Raw genomic sequence first — 17,387 nt, 5'->3', positions numbered from 1 at the left:
TTTCCCTTTTTTGCCATTCGTTATTTCTAAAACGTATAATTAGCCGCAACTATTAAGTTTCGGCCAGGAGCAGCTATTCCACTGGAATAAGGACGATATCTCTGGTCAGAAATGTTCTCTAGTGTTGCATTGATTTGAAGTGCAGCTGTAATGTTGTACTGTGCAGCCAAATTTAAAGTGTGCCAATTTGGTGAATACGGGTTTCCATTTTCATCTGCTGCGTATAAATAATCATTGCTTTGTTGTGATGGCGCGAGGTCTTCGAAATCAAACTGACCATTATATTCCACAAAGGCATCAAGTTTTAACTTCTTAGCTTTAAATATCAAATGACTGTTACCAAATTGAGGTGCCGCACTCCTCACAGGGTTGCGATCTCCGTTGTCGTCTTCTTCAAATCCGTCTGTGATGTTGTACTGACTGGTTAGTTTGAGTTGTTTAGTAAAATTCACTTCCATTCCCACTTCAAAACCATATACTTCTGCTCTCGCTGCATTTTGAATAGCCTGAACATTACTAGGTTCTCCCTGATAGTCAATTACAGTCTCTCCTTCAATTTCAAAATCGCGACGCACTAAAGCATCCTTTAAATGCGTCACATAAACAGCAGCGTCAAATTTTAAAACATTATCAAAATTTAATGTGGCACCAACTTCTCCTGTGGTTGCATATTCAGGTTTTAAATCAGGATTTGGGACCACAACACTTCCCGGTTCGCTATCGAAAATTTTTCCTACATCGTCAATATTTGGTGCTCTAAAAGCGGTTCCGAAGTTCATTCGCCATCCAAGAACTTTATTTGGATTCCAAGAAAGCCCTAAGCTTCCCGTTAATGCGCCTGTATTGATATTTGCTTCGGAAAAAGGGAAATCATAAAACCTATTATCAAAAGTAGCATCTACCAAAATATGATTATATCGCAAACCTCCTTGAAGAGATAAATTTTCAGCTAACTTATAAAGCAAACTACTATAGGCCGCTAGCGACTGCCAGGTAGACCCATCCGGATATCTGGAGGCATCCTCTTCCGAAGCACCCGTTGTAATATCAGTTTTCTTGCCTTCAGAATTCACTTTATTATAAACATATTCTACGCCGTAATGTAGTTTCCCAAAATTCAAATCTTTTTCAAAATCCCAGGCACCGCTATAACCGGTTACCTTTTCATCAGTTTCAAAAAGTGTCGTTTCACCAAAATCCCTGTCGTTCCGGCCTTCCTTAAACCGTTGATACGAAATCGTGATAAGACTTTCATCGTAGATTCCTTCATTATAGGCTTTATTTACCGCTTGCAAGTTTCCAGCGAGCCATTCTTGTGGTCCGTAGTACCATTCGGCAGATCTTAAATTATCACCTCTTTTACGAATTAATCTGTCATATCTTGGATAATCTCCTGTCGTAGAATAAAAAAGCCCCAAATTGAAATCCCATTTTTCCGAAGGCATATATCGAACTTTTTGCATAGCATTGATTTGATGATAGCCCGTCGCAACCTGTATAAGCGGATTATCGTTTTCAACTTGGACGTCCTCTCCATTGATAGTTTCTACGTATTCATTTCGTAAATAATCATCCGGGCCGTTTTTCCCCATACGTAAATCCCCAAAATCTGTATAGCTCACACTTGTTAGAAAAGCCCATTCTTTAGTGCCAATATTAAAATCGAAATGACCGGTCTTTTCTTCACTTGCAGAGGCATATCTCGCCACTGCATTTCCCGAAAATGAGCTGCCTTCAACTAGTGAGAATTTTGGCTTCTTAGTATAAAAATTCATAACGCCACCTACAGCATCACTTCCATAGACTACTGATCCAGGTCCTAAAATTACCTCGGTTCTTTCGATTGAAAATGGATCGATAGAAATCACATTTTGTACATTTCCGCTTCGGAAAATTGCCGTGTTAAAACGAACGCCATCGACTGTAATTAGCAAACGATTAGTAGAAAACCCTCTAATATTTGGGCTTCCTCCGCCCATCTGACTTTTTTGAATATAAACCTTACCGGTGGATTCTAAAAGATCGGCTGCTGTTTGAGGGTTGTTAAATAGCACATCCTCACTGGTAACACTTGCTACTTGCTGTGGAATATCACGCTTATTTTGTCCAAATTTAGCTACTGAAAGCACTACTTCATCAAGATTACTAGCACTTAATTGTAAGTGAACAATGTTTTTTTCTGAAACAATTTCACTCTTTTTAAGGCTTAAAGATTGATGAGAAATATGCTGAAAAACAATAATTTCAGAATCTGAAAACGCGGTAATATCTACATTTCCATCGAAATCTGTTATTCCACTTTTAGATTTAGATTCATTGAAAACCGCCACTCCCATTATTGGGGTCTGACTTTCATTTTCCACCACTTGAATTTGTTGTGCAAAGGCTGTTAGATGTAGAAAAAATACAACAGCAAGAAGTATTAGTAAGCGCATAGATACTTTATTGAAATAGTTGGTTAAGGACTAAAAGAGACTTTGGTTTTTTATAGCCTTGCAAATGTAATTGATAATACGTCAGCAACAAATTAAGCACCTCTAATCGTTCTTTTTTGGTTAATTTTATGCTGCTGATACCATCAAAATTTATGCCGAAGAATCTTTTAAAAAACTGGATGGTGCTTCCGTTTTGACAGTAATTGTTGGTTTCAATTTTCTGAAAACATCCTTCTAAAAGATTAAAATACTCAGTTTCAATGTCTGACGCATCCGGATAAAAGCCTAAATGACTTGATAATTTCAGAAGAAAAAGAATATGAAAATTTGCTATTTCATCATGCTGGTCCAACCAATAAAAAGCATGTTCCAGATATTCATAAAGTAATTCGTTTTTTTCTTCCTCTTTAATGCAATTCTTAAGCATTTCAGAAAGAAACATCACCATTCCTGTTTTAACAATATCTGTATGTAAACTTTGGTAAGGGTTGATCACTTTGGCCTCTCGAATACTCTCGAGAGTGCCTTTATTTTTATGGAAAGCTATAAGTTCGAGTTGTGTAAGCGGCTGGAAGAAAGAGCTTTTAAGTTTTCCCTTTCTGGATTTCAGAATGCCGCGGAGTAGATAACTTTTAATTCCGTCAGTTTCCGTAAAACAACTTACAATTAAATCGGCTTCGGAATACTTTAAACTTGAAAATACAATTGCGTTGGTCGAAACTAACATTATCTGATCACCATGATTTTTGAAACTTTTGTTTCCAATGCATCATCAGTAGTAATTAGCACCAGATACACCCCTGAAGCCACTTTATATTTTCCAAAAGCAGTGGTATCCCATAGAACGCTCCCACCTTCCGAAGTTTGCTCGAAAACAAGATTCCCTGTAATGTCTGTGATTTTCACATTGGCATCTGCTGTTAATCCATCTATTGTAACATTGCCTTCAAAACCGGGACGCACCGGATTCGGAAAAGCATAAACCTCATCTAAATTATCCCTTGGAGCTGTAGCAGTACCTTTAAATGCAACGAGACCATTAAGTGTGGCAAAGTACACAGTCCCTGTAAATGGATCGATCGTAATATCCAACACCACATCCGACGGAAGCGGTGAATTACTCTTTGTAAATCTATTTAAAGTCTCTTGTCCATTAGGTGAAACCTGAAATACGCCTGAAGTCGAGGTCGCTATCCATTTATTATTGGAACCATCTGTTTCGATATCTGAGATAAATAGCTCGAACAATAACTCTTGTGGCACCCCGTCTTCTAAAATAATAATCGGCTGGGCATCAATTTCTGCATCCGGTTCAAAGAAGCCACCTACATTAAATAATACACGCAACCCTCTAGCAGTACCAATCCACAGTCTGTTTTGAGCATCAAACGATAAGGCCCTAACGCTGTTTAAAGGAATATTACCGTTTCCTTCTCCATCTTCTAGTCTGTTAAAACGATTAGTATTTGGATTATAACCCATCAATCCACTTTCTCCCGAACCGAAGAATACATTCCCTTCTCTGCTAACTGCAACATCAGACAACGCTTGTTCACTTTCATTGATAATAATAGGAGTAAGATCGATCATTTGAAACTGTCCGCCGGGGCTCATTTTTATTAAGCCTTCCTTCAAAAGTGATTGTACAAACCATAAGTTCCCTTGTCTGTCGAAATCTGAACCATAAATACGAATCCCTGCAGCAGCATTAAATGGAAGTGATAATCCATTACTCTCATTAAACAAGGTGAAAACATCAAGGCCATCAACTTTCAGCAATCCATTCGAATAGGAAGAAAAGTAGACTTCATTGGGCGCTTGCGGGTTAATGGTTACATAAACCAATTCGTTAATTCTACCAACTTCCGCAAACAATTCGCTGTAGGTGATGTTATTCCATGCTCCATCTCTTAAATTGCTTATTCCTTTAAAGACTGGTGGCGACGGATCATAACCAACGTCGACATCACCATAGGCAGTCCAAAGTTGACCTGCAGAAGCATCAATGGCAAACGAATTGTTAAACAAAGGACCATCGGGAAGTATTTGCTCTGCAGTATTTGTTCCGAAGGGAACAGCAAGTATCCCATTTTCTGTAGTTCCAAGATACATCATCTGATTAAAAGCAAATCCCGATTGCAATTCATAATCGAATTCGGGTAAGTTGTTTACAGCAGCTACTTGCACATATCCAGCGGTAAATGCTTTTATTGTAGAGGCGGTAGCAATTGTTAAATAAATCCCGTTTGAGTTGAATTCAACAATATTTGATGGAAAATTTTCAACATTGTTCAACGTTCCATCAATAGTCATTCTGGCGACTTGATTCACGGTATTTGCAACATACAACTCCCCATTTAAATTCTGAACTCCTGTGAATCCCCCGGAAGGAACAATAGGCTCCCAGCTTTGGTAATCGATTAGATCGTCATCTTCTACCAACGCTCTTTTTATTCCATTGTTTGAAGTCGAAGCGAAAATATAGGGTTCCTCTACGGTTGTTTGTGAAATATCAATCTGTCCTCCTAAATCCCCTATAAAATAAGTGTCCCCAAATTCGAGAGCCGCCAAATCGAAAACAGAGATTCCATATTCGGTAGAAATATAAAGATTGTTGTTATACTCGTTAAAATGGTTGATGTTTTTCCTATCTGGAGGAATATTAGCTTTATCAAAAATATCGACAACGGTAAGAATATTCTCTTCATCATCGATCACGACTTCCATTAATCCATTTTCATATCCAATTACTAAAACCGAATTAGCTTCACTGTAATAAATTGTAGAGATTAACTCTCCCGAAAGACCGTTAACTGTAGATATGGTGCTTACCTCTTGAGTTGAGAGGTCATAAGTAAAAATAGCATTTTCAGAAGCTACATATATTTTATCATTTCCCTGAGAAATACTTTTCACCGAAACATAAGAGAAATGCCCAGTCCATAAATCTTCAAAATTTTGAGCCTGCAAAAAAGTTGCGGCAGTCAAAATCATAATAATAGTTACTAAATGTTTCATATGGTCTGAGGTTCCTTCAGAAAAGATAACAATCTAAAATATTATTTATTGCAAATTATAAATGAAAAAGGTTGTCAATACTGAGACAACCTTTTTTATTATTAAAAACAAGGCAACGTTATACTACCCCTTGAGCCAACATTGCATCAGCCACTTTTACAAAACCTGCTACGTTTGCACCTTTAACGTAATCCACATATCCATTACCGTCTTTTCCATATTTTACACAAGCTGCATGAATATCGTTCATTATAGTATGTAACTTCTCATCAACCTCAGTGGCTGTCCAGTTTAGCCGTAACGAATTCTGAGACATTTCAAGCCCTGAAGTCGAAACTCCACCGGCATTTGATGCTTTTCCTGGGGCAAACAAAATTTTTGCTTTATGGAATACTTCAATTGCGTCTGGCGTAGTAGGCATATTTGCTCCTTCACTTACACAGATACATCCGTTTTTCACCAATGTAGCTGCTTCTTCCTTGTTTAACTCGTTCTGAGTGGCACATGGAAGTGCAATATCACATTTTACAGCCCAAGGTCGTTTACCTTCTTTAAACTTAGCAGAAGGATATTTTGAAACATAGGCTTTAATTCTATCTCTTTTTTCATTCTTTAATTCCATGATGTATGCCAACTTTTCTTCGTTGATACCATCTTCATCATGAATAAATCCATCAGAATCTGACATGGTCACCACTTTTCCGCCAAATTCAATTACTTTTTCGGCAGCGTATTGAGCCACATTTCCAGATCCCGATATTACTACCGTTTTTCCTTTAAAGCTCTCTCCCTGAGTTGCAAGCATATTTTTTGCAAAATAAACATTTCCATAACCAGTTGCCTCAGGACGAATTAGGGATCCACCGTAAGACATACCTTTACCGGTAAGAACACCAGTAAACTCATTTCTAATACGCTTGTATTGTCCAAACATATATCCAATTTCTCGTCCTCCAACACCTATATCACCTGCAGGCACATCTGTATTTGGCCCTATATGTCTTGAAAGTTCGGTCATAAAACTTTGACAAAAACGCATTACTTCAGCATCACTTTTACCTTTAGGGTCGAAATCGGATCCTCCTTTTCCACCTCCCATTGGTAGCGTAGTTAAACTATTTTTAAATGTTTGTTCGAATCCTAAAAATTTCAAGATGCTCAAATTCACAGATGGGTGAAAACGCAATCCACCTTTATAAGGTCCGATAGCTGAGTTAAATTCGATTCTGTAACCACGATTCACCTGAATTTCTCCTTTTTCATCGGTCCATGGTACTCTAAACATTAAGGTGCGTTCCGGCTCAACCATTCGTTCCAGTAATTTCTTTCCCTGATATTTTTCATTTTTTTCAATGAAAGGAATTACTGTTTCGGCCACCTCAGTAACCGCCTGAAGAAATTCCGGTTCATTGGGATTCATTTTCTCAACTCCGGCAATGAACTCTTTAATGCTTTGTTTCATCTGTTTATTTTTGGTTTAATATTTTTTGGGCCACAACCCATTTTAATTAGAGTATTACTTTGATCTATAAGAAAAATTTCAAAATTCAATCTAGTCTTTCTTTAAAATCAAATAATTTATTGAAATTGTTTTCGTTAATTTAGAAGGCAAATATAAGTTATATGTAAAAAAAAGTTTGCTAAAATTATATAAATAAGCGAAATATCAACATTAAATTTCCCCATTTCATATGTTTTTATATATTTGTTCCGTCTCAATCTAAACCTAATTTACAATGAATACCAGAACTTTGCTATTGGTATTTTTACTTTTTGCTGTTTCTAATCAGGAAGTATATAGCCAATTTGGCTTCTCTCACGAAGTAGGACTCATTACCGGTCCTGTTGCTTTTTACTCCGATTTCGGTGTTCGAAATGATTTCGAAACAAATTCCGGAAACGTTGGATTTGGTATTGGTCTAGTCCATTACCTTAATTTCTCTTATAGAGCAGATTGTAATTGCTACACAAAAGATAAATTCTTTAACGATCACTTTAAAATACGGAACGAAATTGACTACCATAAAACAAACTTGGAGCATTTCGGTGAATTTGTAGATCCTTCTCAAACATCAATTACTGCAGATCAGTTACGTGCTATGCATGGGTCGACGACAGTTTTTGAAATTGGATCTCAACTTGAATTCTTTCCAATGAGTATTCGTGACCATGCCGCTGGAGCCTATAAGGTTGCGCCGTTTATTAGTCTTGGATTTCACTGGGTAAGCTACGATCCTGAGATATCTTCAGATTTAGGACAACTTAATACTCCGCTTACAACTCCACCAAAATATTTAAACTCTTTTCAACAAGAACCGGGCAATACCTGGAGTTTTGTTACGAGTATTGGGGTTCGATATAAGTTAACACCTGTTAGTGATTTAATGCTCGACAGCCGTTGGGAATATTACTTCTCAAATTGGGTCGATGGTTTAAATCCAAGTCTAGAGAACAACGGAGTAGTTGCAGTACCTGAAAACAAAGCAAACGACTGGATCTACTGGTTAAATCTTGGATATATCTATTATCTGGATTAAAAAAGCTAGTATTTTAAATAACATACAAAAAAGCCCGATTTCAAATGAAATCGGGCTTTTTATTTTATTTTATGATATTCAGTTATCCAATAGCCTGTTTCAAATCGGCAATTAAATCATCTGCATCTTCAATTCCAACACTTAAACGTATCAAGGCATCTACAACACCTATCTTTTCACGCTCCTCTTTTGGAATACTCGCATGTGTCATACTAGCTGGGTGTCCTGCCAAACTTTCAACACCACCTAGGCTTTCTGCCAGGGTGAAAATTTTCAAGTTCTCAACGATGTGAATAGCATCTTTATAATTGTTCCCCTTAGTAACGAATGATATCATTCCTCCAAAATCATTCATCTGTGACTTTGCAATGGCATGATTAGGATGATTTTCGAACCCTGGCCAATATACTTTTTCAATTTTTGGATGGCTGCCAAGGTATTCAGCAATTTTCTTTCCATTCTCACAGTGACGTTGCATACGTACATGTAAGGTTTTTAAACCACGAAGCATTAAAAAACTGTCTTGTGGTCCACAAACCGCACCACTTGCATTTTGTATAAAATACAACCGATCTGCAAGCTCTTTATCTTTTACAATTAATGCGCCCATTACTACATCACTGTGCCCTCCAAGGTATTTGGTGGCACTGTGCATTACAATGTCGGCTCCAAGCTCAAGAGGTTGTTGCAGATACGGTGTAGCAAAGGTATTGTCTACGGCAAGCAACAATTTATGTTTTTTAGCAATTTTTGCTGCTGCTTTTATATCGATGATATTCATCATTGGATTGGTAGGCGTTTCTGCCCAAATCAATTTGGTTTTATCATTTACAAAATTCTCTATGTTTGCGGCATTTTCCATTCCAATAAAATGAAATTTGATGCCAAAATCCTCATAGATCTTAGTAAACAAACGATAAGATCCGCCATAAAGATCATTGGTAGAAATTACTTCATCTCCAGGTTTCAATAATTTCACAACTGCATCTATCGCAGCCAAACCGCTTCCGAAAGCTAGTCCGAATTCTCCATTTTCCAAGCTCGCAAACGCACGTTCAAGGGCCGCTCTGGTTGGATTACCACTTCGGGAATACTCGAAGCCTTTGTGGCCGCCGGGTGTAGTTTGAGAGTAGGTAGTTGTTTGATAAATAGGAGGCATAACCGAGCCATAAGCAGGGTCGACATCATGTTGTCCTCCATGTATCGTTTTGGTGTTAAATTTCATATATAATTTTAAAGCAACAAAAGTAACTGTTTCAACTTATATTATTAAATCTTGAGTATTTTTAACGAATGAATAATAAAATTGCCCTACTACTTGTTCTAATAATAACCCTCCATGGTTGTAAAAGGAATTCGTTCGTCGTTTTTTCTTCGGAAAACTTTACAGAAAACGCTCTTGAAAGCTGTAAAACCATTGGCTGTCCGGAGATTACTATAAATTATCTGTCTGTTTCTTCGGAAGGAGAAGTTTCTGAAAAGATAAACGCTAAGATCAATAAATTTATCATTGAGGCGCTTAATATTGGCGACGATAGCATTGCCCATGCCGCAACTATTTCCGAAGCTGCCACAGATTTTATTAAGACTTACCGCCTACACAGCGCCGAATTTCCCGATATGGCAACCGATTATTTCGCTGAAATTACCGTTTCTGAAATGTTCCACACCTCAGATCTAATCTCATTAAGCTTCAGAAAATATCTATATACAGGTGGGGCGCATGGGTATGAAAAGCTTTCATTTTTAAATATCGACCCTCAAACCGGAGAAGAAATTCCTTCCGAAGAAATTATAAAGGATATTAATCGCTTCACTCAATTTGCTGAAGAAAGATTTAGAGAGAAATTCGGAATTGCCAAGAATGAAAATATCAATTCTAACGGGTTTTCGTTTGAAAACGATCAATTTCACCTGCCCGAATCCATAGGTGTTTCAAAAAGTGCATTGCTTTTGCTGTACAATCAATATGATATCGCGAGCTATGCCGACGGACCTATTGAATTAAAGATCCCATTAAAAGATGTGGAGCCTTTTCTTAATTTTTAAATCAAATGCTTGAGGGCAAGAATGTAACCCAAATGTATACCTTCATGAAAATTATTAAAAATAATGGCATCCTCAGCACTTGTTAACGTTGACTTTGTTGTAACAGTGTACTCATTATAGGTTTTAAATATGCCGTTTTTGTAGTCATTTTTTGTCTGTTCCAAGGTTGAAAGCAACTGATTTTTTAGCAATTCAACATCTTCTTTAGTAGCTTCTTGATTTGGCTTGGTTCCTTTTCGAAAAGCATTGACTTCGGTTTCTGAAACCTGCATTGGTAAATTCGATAAGCCATAAACCAACAACTGTTGGGTAACTACTACATGCTTAATGTTCCAAAAAATATTATTGCTAAAACCTGTTGGAATTGCATTTAATTGTTCCAAAGACAGCGTCTCCAACTGCTGTAAAAAGATAATTCGGGTTTTTAATGTAGTATCAAAACTAAAGTCCATAGCTGTTATTTTTAGATAAAATTAAGGGATTTTCCTTATAAAAGAGGTTATTTTGCGGTTGTTTAGTCATTTAATTCTTCACCATGCAAAAAGTATATTATCTAGCCACCTGCGATACCTGTAAACGAATTATTAAAGAGGTCGGACTTCCCACTTCCTTCGAAAAACAGGAGATTAAAAATGAGGAGATTACGGTGAAACAGTTAGAAAAATTACACAGTTTGGCTGGAAGCTATGAGGCGCTGTTTAGTAAACGAGCAAAATTGTACAAGGAACGTAACCTCAAAAATGAAAAACTGGAAGAGCGGGATTATAGAAATATGATACTGGAACATTACACTTTTCTAAAAAGACCTGTGATTGTAAATGGCAGTGAAATTTTTATTGGCAACAGTAAAAAAACCGTCGATGCTGCTAAAATATCGATCAATTCTTAGCCAATGAACGTACGCATTCTTGCTTTAATTGCAGCTACACTTGCTAGTTCGATCTATGGTATTAATCATACCATAGCGAAAGGTCTAATGCCGGATGTTATCCAACCTTATGGATTCATTCTCCTGCGGGTTTCGGGTGCAGCAGTGGTTTTTTGGATTATCAGTTTTTTTTATGCTTCGGAAAAGATCGATAAAAAGGATTGGCTGCGAATTATTGCCTGTGCTTTCTTCGGAATGGTACTTAATATGCTTATGTTTTTTAAAGGCTTAAGTCTATCAACCCCTATCAATAGTTCGGTGGTGATTACTTTATCGCCAGTACTGCTTCTAATATTGTCCGCCATTTTTCTGAAGGAAAAGATTACCTGGTTAAAATCGATTGGTATTGGACTCGGTTTACTGGGTGCACTTGTGCTCATATTGTTTGGGGTAAAAACTCAGGTTAACGCTCCCAATATCCCTCTGGGGAATTTACTATTTATAGTTAATGCAGCTTCCTATTCGGTGTACCTCATTATGGTAAAACCATTAGTGGCCAAATACAATGCAATTACCTTGATGAAGCTGTTTTTTCTGTTTGCGCTGATCATGAATCTTCCCATTGGTATAAATGAGTTCAACGATGTTGCCTGGACGCAGCTTTCTTTCGATGCTATTTGGAAATTAGTATTTGTTGTTATTGCTACAACTGTACTCACCTATCTGTTTAATATTTATGCCTTAAAACAGCTAAGTCCGTCGACCATTGGTGCATTTATCTACTTACAACCTCTTATAGCAGCTGTCTTCGCGATCCTTGCAGGTGCCGATACGCTTAGCCCTCTAAGATTGGGTGCCGCACTACTCATATTTATAGGGGTATTTCTTTCCACGCGAAAAAAATCATTGATTCGCACAGCCAAATAATCTAGATGATTAAAAACTTCAGAGCTTAAAGGTTTCTTAACACTATAGCCTTTACAATTTCGTATCTTTAGTTTCCTAATATAAAAACCTCAAGAATGAAAACTCAAGAAATCGCAAACAACCTTGTAGAATGGTGCAATAGCGGACAAGAAGCACGTTGCTACCAAGAATTGTATAGTCCAAATATCGTAAGTGTAGAATCTGGCGGAGAAAACCCTATAGCTAAAGGGATGGATGAAGTTAAGAAAAAAGGTGAATGGTGGAAAGAAACCTTCGAAACTCATAGTACTAAGGCTAGTGCACCTACCGTTGCCGACAACTGGTTTAGCGTACGTCATGAAATGGACACAACACATAAACCAAGTGGTCATCGCAGTACAATGGCCGAAATTGGTGTGTATCAGGTAAAAGATGGGAAAATTGTAAAAGAGCAGTTTTTCTACGATCAACCGTAAATATAAAACAAACTAAATGTCCGATAGAATCTGTGTAACAGGCAGGCTCAATCGGACATTGATAATTAATTATACAGTTACTAAATCCTTAGGAACTTGTCCGAATCTTCGGGTATCTTCCTTAGTCATGATTCTAAAATCATCTGTTTTATCGAGACCTTCCAAATAACCAAAAAGTTCTTTTGGCAAACCAGTTAATTTACGGGTGGTTAGATCTATCCATGCGCCCATCATTTCACAACGAGCTACGTTTCTACCTTTAGCATCGTAAAAGTTATGTATAAACTCGAAGAACATACCGTCTTCAGAAATACTCTTTAATTGCAAGGAAACTTTTACAGGAGTTCCCGGGAACACTTCCTTAAAGTAATACATATGCTCATGTAATGCCACGGGGCCTAAGTTAAGCTGAGCCAACTCTCTTTGTCCATAACCAATATCCATAAAAAAGCTCATGCGTGTATGACTCATGAAATCTATATAGGCACTATTACGCAGATGACGATTGGCATCTACATCACTCCATCTGATTTCAAACTCTTTCGTATACATAATCAATTTTTATGCAAATTTACTTTACTTTTGCTATGCTTGCATAATATATTTGCATAGATTTTTGTTAAAATTTTTAGTGCTTGTATGCCAATTATAGAAAGTAAATATCAACCCGCCTTTCCGTTTCGAAATGGTCATTTTTCAACGATCTATTCGGCTAAGCTTCGACCTACTCCTAAATTAGAGCAGCAACGTGAGCGTATTTCGTTGCCTGATGGTGATTTTCTGGATATCGACTGGTCCTTCGCTAAAAAGAAATCTAATAAAGTGGTTGTTATACTGCATGGTTTGGAAGGCAATTCACATCGAGGTTATATTACCGGACAGGGTAAAGTTATGGTCGAAAACGGCTGGGATGTAATTGCTATGAATCATCGCGGATGCAGTGGGGAAGATAATTTAAAGTATCATTCGTACAATTCTGGAAGAACCGATGATCTTGCAACTTTGGTGGAAATACTTCAGAAAAAAGATCAGTACGATGAAATTTCACTAATTGGCTTCAGTTTGGGTGGCAATTTGGTATTAAAATATCTGGGAGAGCAGAAAACCCTTCCGAAGAAATTAGTAAAAGGGGTAGCCATATCCGCACCACTACAATTAAAAGGTTCATTGGATTCTTTAGAAAAGCCGGAAAACTGGTTATATAACAAAAATTTTGTCTTCGATCTAAAGAAAAAGTACAAACGAAAGATGCTTAAGTTTCCTGAAAAAATGGGGGCTTCAGAATATAAAAAAATTAGTTCGCTTCTAGATTTCGATACCCTTTACACGGCTCCTGCTCACGGCTTTAAGGATGCCTACGATTATTACGAAAAAAGTAGTAGTATAAAGTATGTATCTAGTATAAAAATTCCGGTGCTTATCCTCAACGCCTTAAATGACAGCTTTCTATCACCCGATTGCTATCCAAAAGAACTGGCCGAAAAATCTAAAAACATCTTTTTGGAAATGCCAAAATATGGCGGGCACGTAGGCTTCCATTTAAACAATAAGCTGTATTACAACGAAAAACGCGCATTAGAATTTATACAATAGGTTGTGCCAAATTGTCCTCGATTACTTCTTTCCAATATTTCTTAGTATTTGGCAATCCAATTCCAAATGCTGTTGAATCTTAATTTCTCAATACTAAAATTAGTACCTTTGCGAATCTAAATTCGAACTATGATTCAATCCATGACCGGCTACGGTAAAGCCTTGGTACAGCTACCTTCAAAAAAAATAACGGTAGAAATAAAATCATTAAACAGCAAAGGTCTCGACCTTAACACACGTGTTCCTTCTTCTTATCGCGAAAAAGAACTGGTGATGCGCGATAAACTTGCGAAATCGCTGACTCGTGGAAAGGTGGATTTTAATCTTTATGTTGAAGTAACCGGCGAGGAAACTACTACACAGCTTAACGAAACCGTGGTGAAACAGTATATGAAACAGCTTCGGTCTGTCGTGGATGGGGAAGAGGTAGAATTGCTTAAAATGGCAATGCGTATGCCGGATACATTAAAAACAGAGCGCGAAGAGATCGACGAAGAGGAGTTTAATATTATACTAACTGCAATAGATGAAGCACTTGTAAACATTAATAATTACAGGTCTGACGAAGGAAAAGTTTTGGAAAATGACTTTATAATGCGCTCCAAAAATATTGCTGCTTTGCTCGAGGATGTCATCGAGATCGATCCTCAGAGAATTGAGGGGGTAAAAGAACGACTTCGGAAGGCGGTAAGTGATCTTAAAGAAACCGTTGACGAAAATAGATTCGAACAGGAATTGGTGTATTATCTTGAAAAATACGATATCACTGAAGAAAAAGTACGTCTAAAAAATCACCTTAACTATTTCAATGAAAGCATTCAATCTAAGGATTCGAATGGTAAAAAACTTGGATTTATTACTCAGGAAATAGGTCGGGAGATTAATACCATTGGTTCTAAGGCGAATTTTGCGGCTATGCAACAATTGGTGGTGCAGATGAAGGACGAGCTTGAAAAAATTAAGGAACAGGCTTTAAATGTATTGTAATGAAGGGAGGAAAATTATTTGTTTTTTCGGCACCTTCGGGCAGTGGTAAAACGACCATCGTTCAGTATTTGTTGAGGCAAGAAGAACTTAATTTAGATTTTTCGGTTTCGGCAACTTCCAGAGACGCCAGAGGAGACGAAAAACATGGAAAAGACTATTATTTTATAAGTCTGAAAGATTTTAAACAACACATCAAAAACAGCGATTTCCTAGAATGGGAAGAGGTGTATCGTGATAATTTCTACGGAACCTTAAAATCAGAAGTAGAACGCATTTGGGCGATGGGAAAGAACGTGATCTTCGATATTGACGTGGTTGGCGGATTGAGAATAAAAAAGAAATATCCAGATAGAACCTTGGCTGTATTTGTGAAACCTCCTAGCATTGACGAATTGAAAATACGTTTGAAGAAACGCAAAACAGAAAGCGAAGAACGTATAAATATGCGCATCGCAAAAGCTTCAATCGAATTGGCGACCGCTCCACAATTTGACTATATTATCGAGAATAACGACCTGGAAACGGCATTGGAAGAGGCAAAAACCTTGGTTTCAGAATTTATAGCAAAAAAACCGAATTCCGAAGAGGAATAGAAAATTGAAATTCTTCATCAGACAATTAGTATGAAAGCTAACAAATGAGTCTTCAGAAAAAAATAGGATTATACTTCGGGACCTTTAATCCCATTCATGTAGGACACTTAACCATTGCCAATTATATGGTGGAGTTTAGTGATCTGGATGAGGTTTGGATGGTGGTTACACCTCATAATCCACATAAGAAAAAAAGCACGCTTTTAGCCGACAACCATCGACTGACAATGGTGCGAATCGCGCTGGAGGATTATCCCAAACTAAAGGCTAGCAATGTTGAATTTGACCTCGAACAACCTAATTACACCGTAAATACATTAGTACATCTCGAAGAACAACATCCTGATGCCGATTTTTGCCTTATCATGGGAGAAGACAACTTAAAGAGCTTTCATAAATGGAAGAATTTCGAAGTGATTTTAGAGCGCTATGCTATCTACGTTTATCCAAGAGTTTCGGAAGGAAAAATAGAAACTCAATTTAAGGATCACTCAAAAATAACCAAGGTCGATGCTCCTATTATGGAGCTTTCATCTACGTTTATTAGAAAAGGAATCGCAGCCGGGAAGAATATTCGTCCTATGTTGCCACATTCGGTTTGGAAGTATCTGGATGAGATGAATTTTTATAGGTAGATGTAAGTAGTAAAATAAGATTACTTTCTCACTTCGCTTGATTTTAGAATGACTACAAGGAATTATAAAATAGTATCGAGAAGAGGCTGGAAGCTCGAAGCAAAACTAAAACTTACTCGACAATTTGTTTACAGTATAAAATTTAAAAGAAAAACCGCCCTTCAAGTTATGACACTTGCGAGCGGTTTCAACTAACTAACCAACCAAAAAATTGTTATCTAAAAGTTGCTAATCTTCACCATTTGCTTAGCGATTGCAGCTTTTGATTCACGTAGCTTTCTTTTATTTTTATACTGAATATATCCTCGTCCGGTGAACTGATAAACCGTTCCTGAGGCCGGATGCAGCAATTCAATCTTTCTATCATTAATAACGCTGAGATCGAAATATTCATTGCCCATGAAGTCATAATCTAGTGTTAAATATTTCATGTAAGAATTTCCCGGAACATCGTCCACATTATAGATGCCACTATAGTCCCAATACAGGTTATTTATATTGGTTCCAATGTTATCCTGCGAGCTCTGGAAATTCCCATCACCACCTCCAGGCAAGAACTGAACGAAGTTCTCATTGTCGAATTCATTGATGGCACCATACTCGCTGGTAAATGTCTTTTCCCATGCGCTGTACTCTTGTAGGAAATAATGTATATTATCGTAAAATACCTTGTCATAATCGAAGGTAGCACGTTGATAACCTACTAACAAATAAGACACATTCGTTGAACGGTTATAGAGTTCAATTTCGTTATTGCTTAATCGTGTAACTTCAAAACTGTAGAAGCCATCAATATCATCAGATATGTCCAAATCGAAGCCATAAGTGTCATAGTATCCGGTTCTTATTCCGAAGCCATTTCCCTGCTCCCCGATTCCAACCAAATTATTGTTGGCGAAGACGTTTCCGTTTCTAAACGACATCGTAAAAGCAATCTGCATAAAAGGAATAGACCCATTACCCGTTGTCTGCTCAATATCCACATACCATAACTCATAATTTGAAAGCACTTCTTCCAAAGTAATCACCGGTACGGGATCTGAATGTTGCTCTTCTACTATTACTTCCTGATAACAGGATGTAAAGAGCGTTGCCAATACTGCGAAGCTGAAAATTAATTTAAGTGTTTTCATAATGAGATTCTTTATTATTTCTGTTTAGATAATTCCAAAAGACGTGCCATAATTGTAAGTTGCTTGTTTGTAGGTTTTTAACATCCAAAAAAGACCCCTCCGCCTTTGGCACCTCCCCTTAAAAAAAGGGGAGGATCTGATTAACCGTAATTTTGGA

The 17,387-nt window shown here is 37.3% G+C and carries 17 protein-coding genes; 9 read left to right on the top strand and 8 right to left on the bottom strand.

Annotated features, from left to right (window positions below):
- Positions 1 to 26 precede the first annotated feature (26 nt).
- The 4 genes from BXY75_RS02785 to gdhA all read right to left on the bottom strand — a co-directional run bounded on the left by BXY75_RS02785 (position 27) and on the right by gdhA (position 6,915).
- Entirely contained in the window at positions 27 to 2,435 is a 2,409-nt protein-coding gene (locus tag BXY75_RS02785; RefSeq protein ID WP_121906172.1) for a TonB-dependent receptor, read from the bottom strand.
- Positions 2,436 to 2,442: 7 nt separating this feature from the next.
- On the bottom strand, positions 2,443 to 3,162 hold the full coding sequence (gene recO, locus BXY75_RS02780) for a DNA repair protein RecO (protein WP_121906171.1): 720 nt from the start codon (positions 3,160 to 3,162) through the stop codon (positions 2,443 to 2,445).
- Positions 3,162 to 5,453 (bottom strand): type IX secretion system anionic LPS delivery protein PorZ, encoded by a 2,292-nt coding sequence (gene porZ / locus BXY75_RS02775; protein WP_121906170.1) that lies wholly within the window; start codon positions 5,451 to 5,453, stop codon positions 3,162 to 3,164. The genes recO and porZ overlap by 1 nt, the downstream gene beginning before the upstream one ends.
- A 118-nt stretch (positions 5,454 to 5,571) precedes the next feature.
- Positions 5,572 to 6,915 carry an NADP-specific glutamate dehydrogenase gene (gene gdhA / locus BXY75_RS02770; RefSeq protein ID WP_121906169.1) on the bottom strand — a complete coding sequence of 448 codons (1,344 nt, stop codon included), beginning with the start codon at positions 6,913 to 6,915 and terminating at the stop codon, positions 5,572 to 5,574.
- Positions 6,916 to 7,189: 274 nt separating this feature from the next.
- Between gdhA and BXY75_RS02765 the strand changes: the two genes are divergently transcribed.
- Positions 7,190 to 7,990, top strand: a complete 801-nt coding sequence (locus tag BXY75_RS02765) for a THC0290_0291 family protein (RefSeq protein WP_121906168.1) — start codon at positions 7,190 to 7,192, stop codon at positions 7,988 to 7,990.
- Positions 7,991 to 8,072: 82 nt separating this feature from the next.
- Here BXY75_RS02765 and BXY75_RS02760 read toward each other — a convergent pair whose 3' ends face one another.
- Positions 8,073 to 9,215, bottom strand: coding sequence for a cystathionine gamma-synthase (locus BXY75_RS02760; protein ID WP_121906167.1), 1,143 nt, complete (start codon positions 9,213 to 9,215; stop codon positions 8,073 to 8,075).
- Positions 9,216 to 9,283: 68 nt separating this feature from the next.
- Between BXY75_RS02760 and BXY75_RS02755 the strand changes: the two genes are divergently transcribed.
- Positions 9,284 to 10,039, top strand: a complete 756-nt coding sequence (locus BXY75_RS02755; RefSeq protein WP_121906166.1) for a DUF3298 and DUF4163 domain-containing protein — start codon at positions 9,284 to 9,286, stop codon at positions 10,037 to 10,039.
- On the opposite strand, the gene BXY75_RS02750 is transcribed toward BXY75_RS02755, so the two are convergent.
- Positions 10,036 to 10,491: a DinB family protein gene (locus tag BXY75_RS02750; RefSeq protein WP_121906165.1), complete on the bottom strand. Its 456-nt coding sequence runs from the start codon at positions 10,489 to 10,491 to the stop codon at positions 10,036 to 10,038. The genes BXY75_RS02755 and BXY75_RS02750 overlap by 4 nt on opposite strands.
- 83 nt (positions 10,492 to 10,574) lie before the next feature.
- Between BXY75_RS02750 and BXY75_RS02745 the strand changes: the two genes are divergently transcribed.
- The 3 genes from BXY75_RS02745 (at position 10,575) to BXY75_RS02735 (ending at position 12,289) form a co-directional block, all read left to right on the top strand.
- Positions 10,575 to 10,928: an arsenate reductase family protein gene (locus BXY75_RS02745; protein ID WP_121906164.1), complete on the top strand. Its 354-nt coding sequence runs from the start codon at positions 10,575 to 10,577 to the stop codon at positions 10,926 to 10,928.
- Between the two features lie 3 nt (positions 10,929 to 10,931).
- Positions 10,932 to 11,834 (top strand): DMT family transporter, encoded by a 903-nt coding sequence (locus tag BXY75_RS02740; RefSeq protein WP_121906163.1) that lies wholly within the window; start codon positions 10,932 to 10,934, stop codon positions 11,832 to 11,834.
- A gap of 95 nt (positions 11,835 to 11,929) precedes the next feature.
- On the top strand, positions 11,930 to 12,289 hold the full coding sequence (locus tag BXY75_RS02735; RefSeq protein WP_121906162.1) for a nuclear transport factor 2 family protein: 360 nt from the start codon (positions 11,930 to 11,932) through the stop codon (positions 12,287 to 12,289).
- 69 nt (positions 12,290 to 12,358) lie between these two features.
- Here the strand turns inward: BXY75_RS02735 and BXY75_RS02730 are convergent, their stop codons facing one another.
- Entirely contained in the window at positions 12,359 to 12,841 is a 483-nt protein-coding gene (locus tag BXY75_RS02730) for an acyl-CoA thioesterase (protein ID WP_121906161.1), read from the bottom strand.
- 87 nt (positions 12,842 to 12,928) lie between these two features.
- On the opposite strand from BXY75_RS02730, the gene BXY75_RS02725 reads away from it, so the two are divergent.
- From BXY75_RS02725 to nadD, 4 genes are all read left to right on the top strand, one after another.
- Positions 12,929 to 13,882 carry a YheT family hydrolase gene (locus tag BXY75_RS02725; RefSeq protein WP_121906160.1) on the top strand — a complete coding sequence of 318 codons (954 nt, stop codon included), beginning with the start codon at positions 12,929 to 12,931 and terminating at the stop codon, positions 13,880 to 13,882.
- A 129-nt stretch (positions 13,883 to 14,011) separates the two neighbouring features.
- Complete coding sequence (locus tag BXY75_RS02720) at positions 14,012 to 14,869, top strand: YicC/YloC family endoribonuclease (protein ID WP_121906159.1); 858 nt, start codon at positions 14,012 to 14,014, stop codon at positions 14,867 to 14,869.
- Positions 14,869 to 15,462 (top strand): guanylate kinase, encoded by a 594-nt coding sequence (gene gmk / locus BXY75_RS02715; protein WP_121906158.1) that lies wholly within the window; start codon positions 14,869 to 14,871, stop codon positions 15,460 to 15,462. Before BXY75_RS02720 ends, gmk begins: the two co-directional genes overlap by 1 nt.
- A gap of 44 nt (positions 15,463 to 15,506) precedes the next feature.
- The gene (gene nadD / locus BXY75_RS02710; protein ID WP_121906157.1) at positions 15,507 to 16,097 is read left to right on the top strand and encodes a nicotinate (nicotinamide) nucleotide adenylyltransferase; all 591 of its coding nucleotides are present in this window, start codon (positions 15,507 to 15,509) and stop codon (positions 16,095 to 16,097) included.
- Between the two features lie 218 nt (positions 16,098 to 16,315).
- On the opposite strand, the gene BXY75_RS02705 is transcribed toward nadD, so the two are convergent.
- Positions 16,316 to 17,230 carry a nicotinic acid mononucleotide adenyltransferase gene (locus BXY75_RS02705; protein ID WP_121906156.1) on the bottom strand — a complete coding sequence of 305 codons (915 nt, stop codon included), beginning with the start codon at positions 17,228 to 17,230 and terminating at the stop codon, positions 16,316 to 16,318.
- Positions 17,231 to 17,387 lie beyond the last annotated feature (157 nt).

It is taken from the genome of Ulvibacter antarcticus, from assembly GCF_003688405.1.
Taxonomy (GTDB): Bacteria; Bacteroidota; Bacteroidia; order Flavobacteriales; family Flavobacteriaceae; genus Ulvibacter; species Ulvibacter antarcticus.
The sequence above is the reverse complement of the archived record's forward strand: the minus strand, read 5'-3'. Positions and strand labels throughout refer to the sequence as shown.

Coding starts and splice junctions, on each gene's coding strand:
- BXY75_RS02785 (WP_121906172.1), bottom strand. CDS start 2,435: ATGCGCTTACTAATACTTCTTGCTGTTGTATTTTTTCTACATCTAACA.
- recO (WP_121906171.1), bottom strand. CDS start 3,162: ATGTTAGTTTCGACCAACGCAATTGTATTTTCAAGTTTAAAGTATTCC.
- porZ (WP_121906170.1), bottom strand. CDS start 5,453: ATGAAACATTTAGTAACTATTATTATGATTTTGACTGCCGCAACTTTT.
- gdhA (WP_121906169.1), bottom strand. CDS start 6,915: ATGAAACAAAGCATTAAAGAGTTCATTGCCGGAGTTGAGAAAATGAAT.
- BXY75_RS02765 (WP_121906168.1), top strand. CDS start 7,190: ATGAATACCAGAACTTTGCTATTGGTATTTTTACTTTTTGCTGTTTCT.
- BXY75_RS02760 (WP_121906167.1), bottom strand. CDS start 9,215: ATGAAATTTAACACCAAAACGATACATGGAGGACAACATGATGTCGAC.
- BXY75_RS02755 (WP_121906166.1), top strand. CDS start 9,284: ATGAATAATAAAATTGCCCTACTACTTGTTCTAATAATAACCCTCCAT.
- BXY75_RS02750 (WP_121906165.1), bottom strand. CDS start 10,491: ATGGACTTTAGTTTTGATACTACATTAAAAACCCGAATTATCTTTTTA.
- BXY75_RS02745 (WP_121906164.1), top strand. CDS start 10,575: ATGCAAAAAGTATATTATCTAGCCACCTGCGATACCTGTAAACGAATT.
- BXY75_RS02740 (WP_121906163.1), top strand. CDS start 10,932: ATGAACGTACGCATTCTTGCTTTAATTGCAGCTACACTTGCTAGTTCG.
- BXY75_RS02735 (WP_121906162.1), top strand. CDS start 11,930: ATGAAAACTCAAGAAATCGCAAACAACCTTGTAGAATGGTGCAATAGC.
- BXY75_RS02730 (WP_121906161.1), bottom strand. CDS start 12,841: ATGTATACGAAAGAGTTTGAAATCAGATGGAGTGATGTAGATGCCAAT.
- BXY75_RS02725 (WP_121906160.1), top strand. CDS start 12,929: ATGCCAATTATAGAAAGTAAATATCAACCCGCCTTTCCGTTTCGAAAT.
- BXY75_RS02720 (WP_121906159.1), top strand. CDS start 14,012: ATGATTCAATCCATGACCGGCTACGGTAAAGCCTTGGTACAGCTACCT.
- gmk (WP_121906158.1), top strand. CDS start 14,869: ATGAAGGGAGGAAAATTATTTGTTTTTTCGGCACCTTCGGGCAGTGGT.
- nadD (WP_121906157.1), top strand. CDS start 15,507: ATGAGTCTTCAGAAAAAAATAGGATTATACTTCGGGACCTTTAATCCC.
- BXY75_RS02705 (WP_121906156.1), bottom strand. CDS start 17,230: ATGAAAACACTTAAATTAATTTTCAGCTTCGCAGTATTGGCAACGCTC.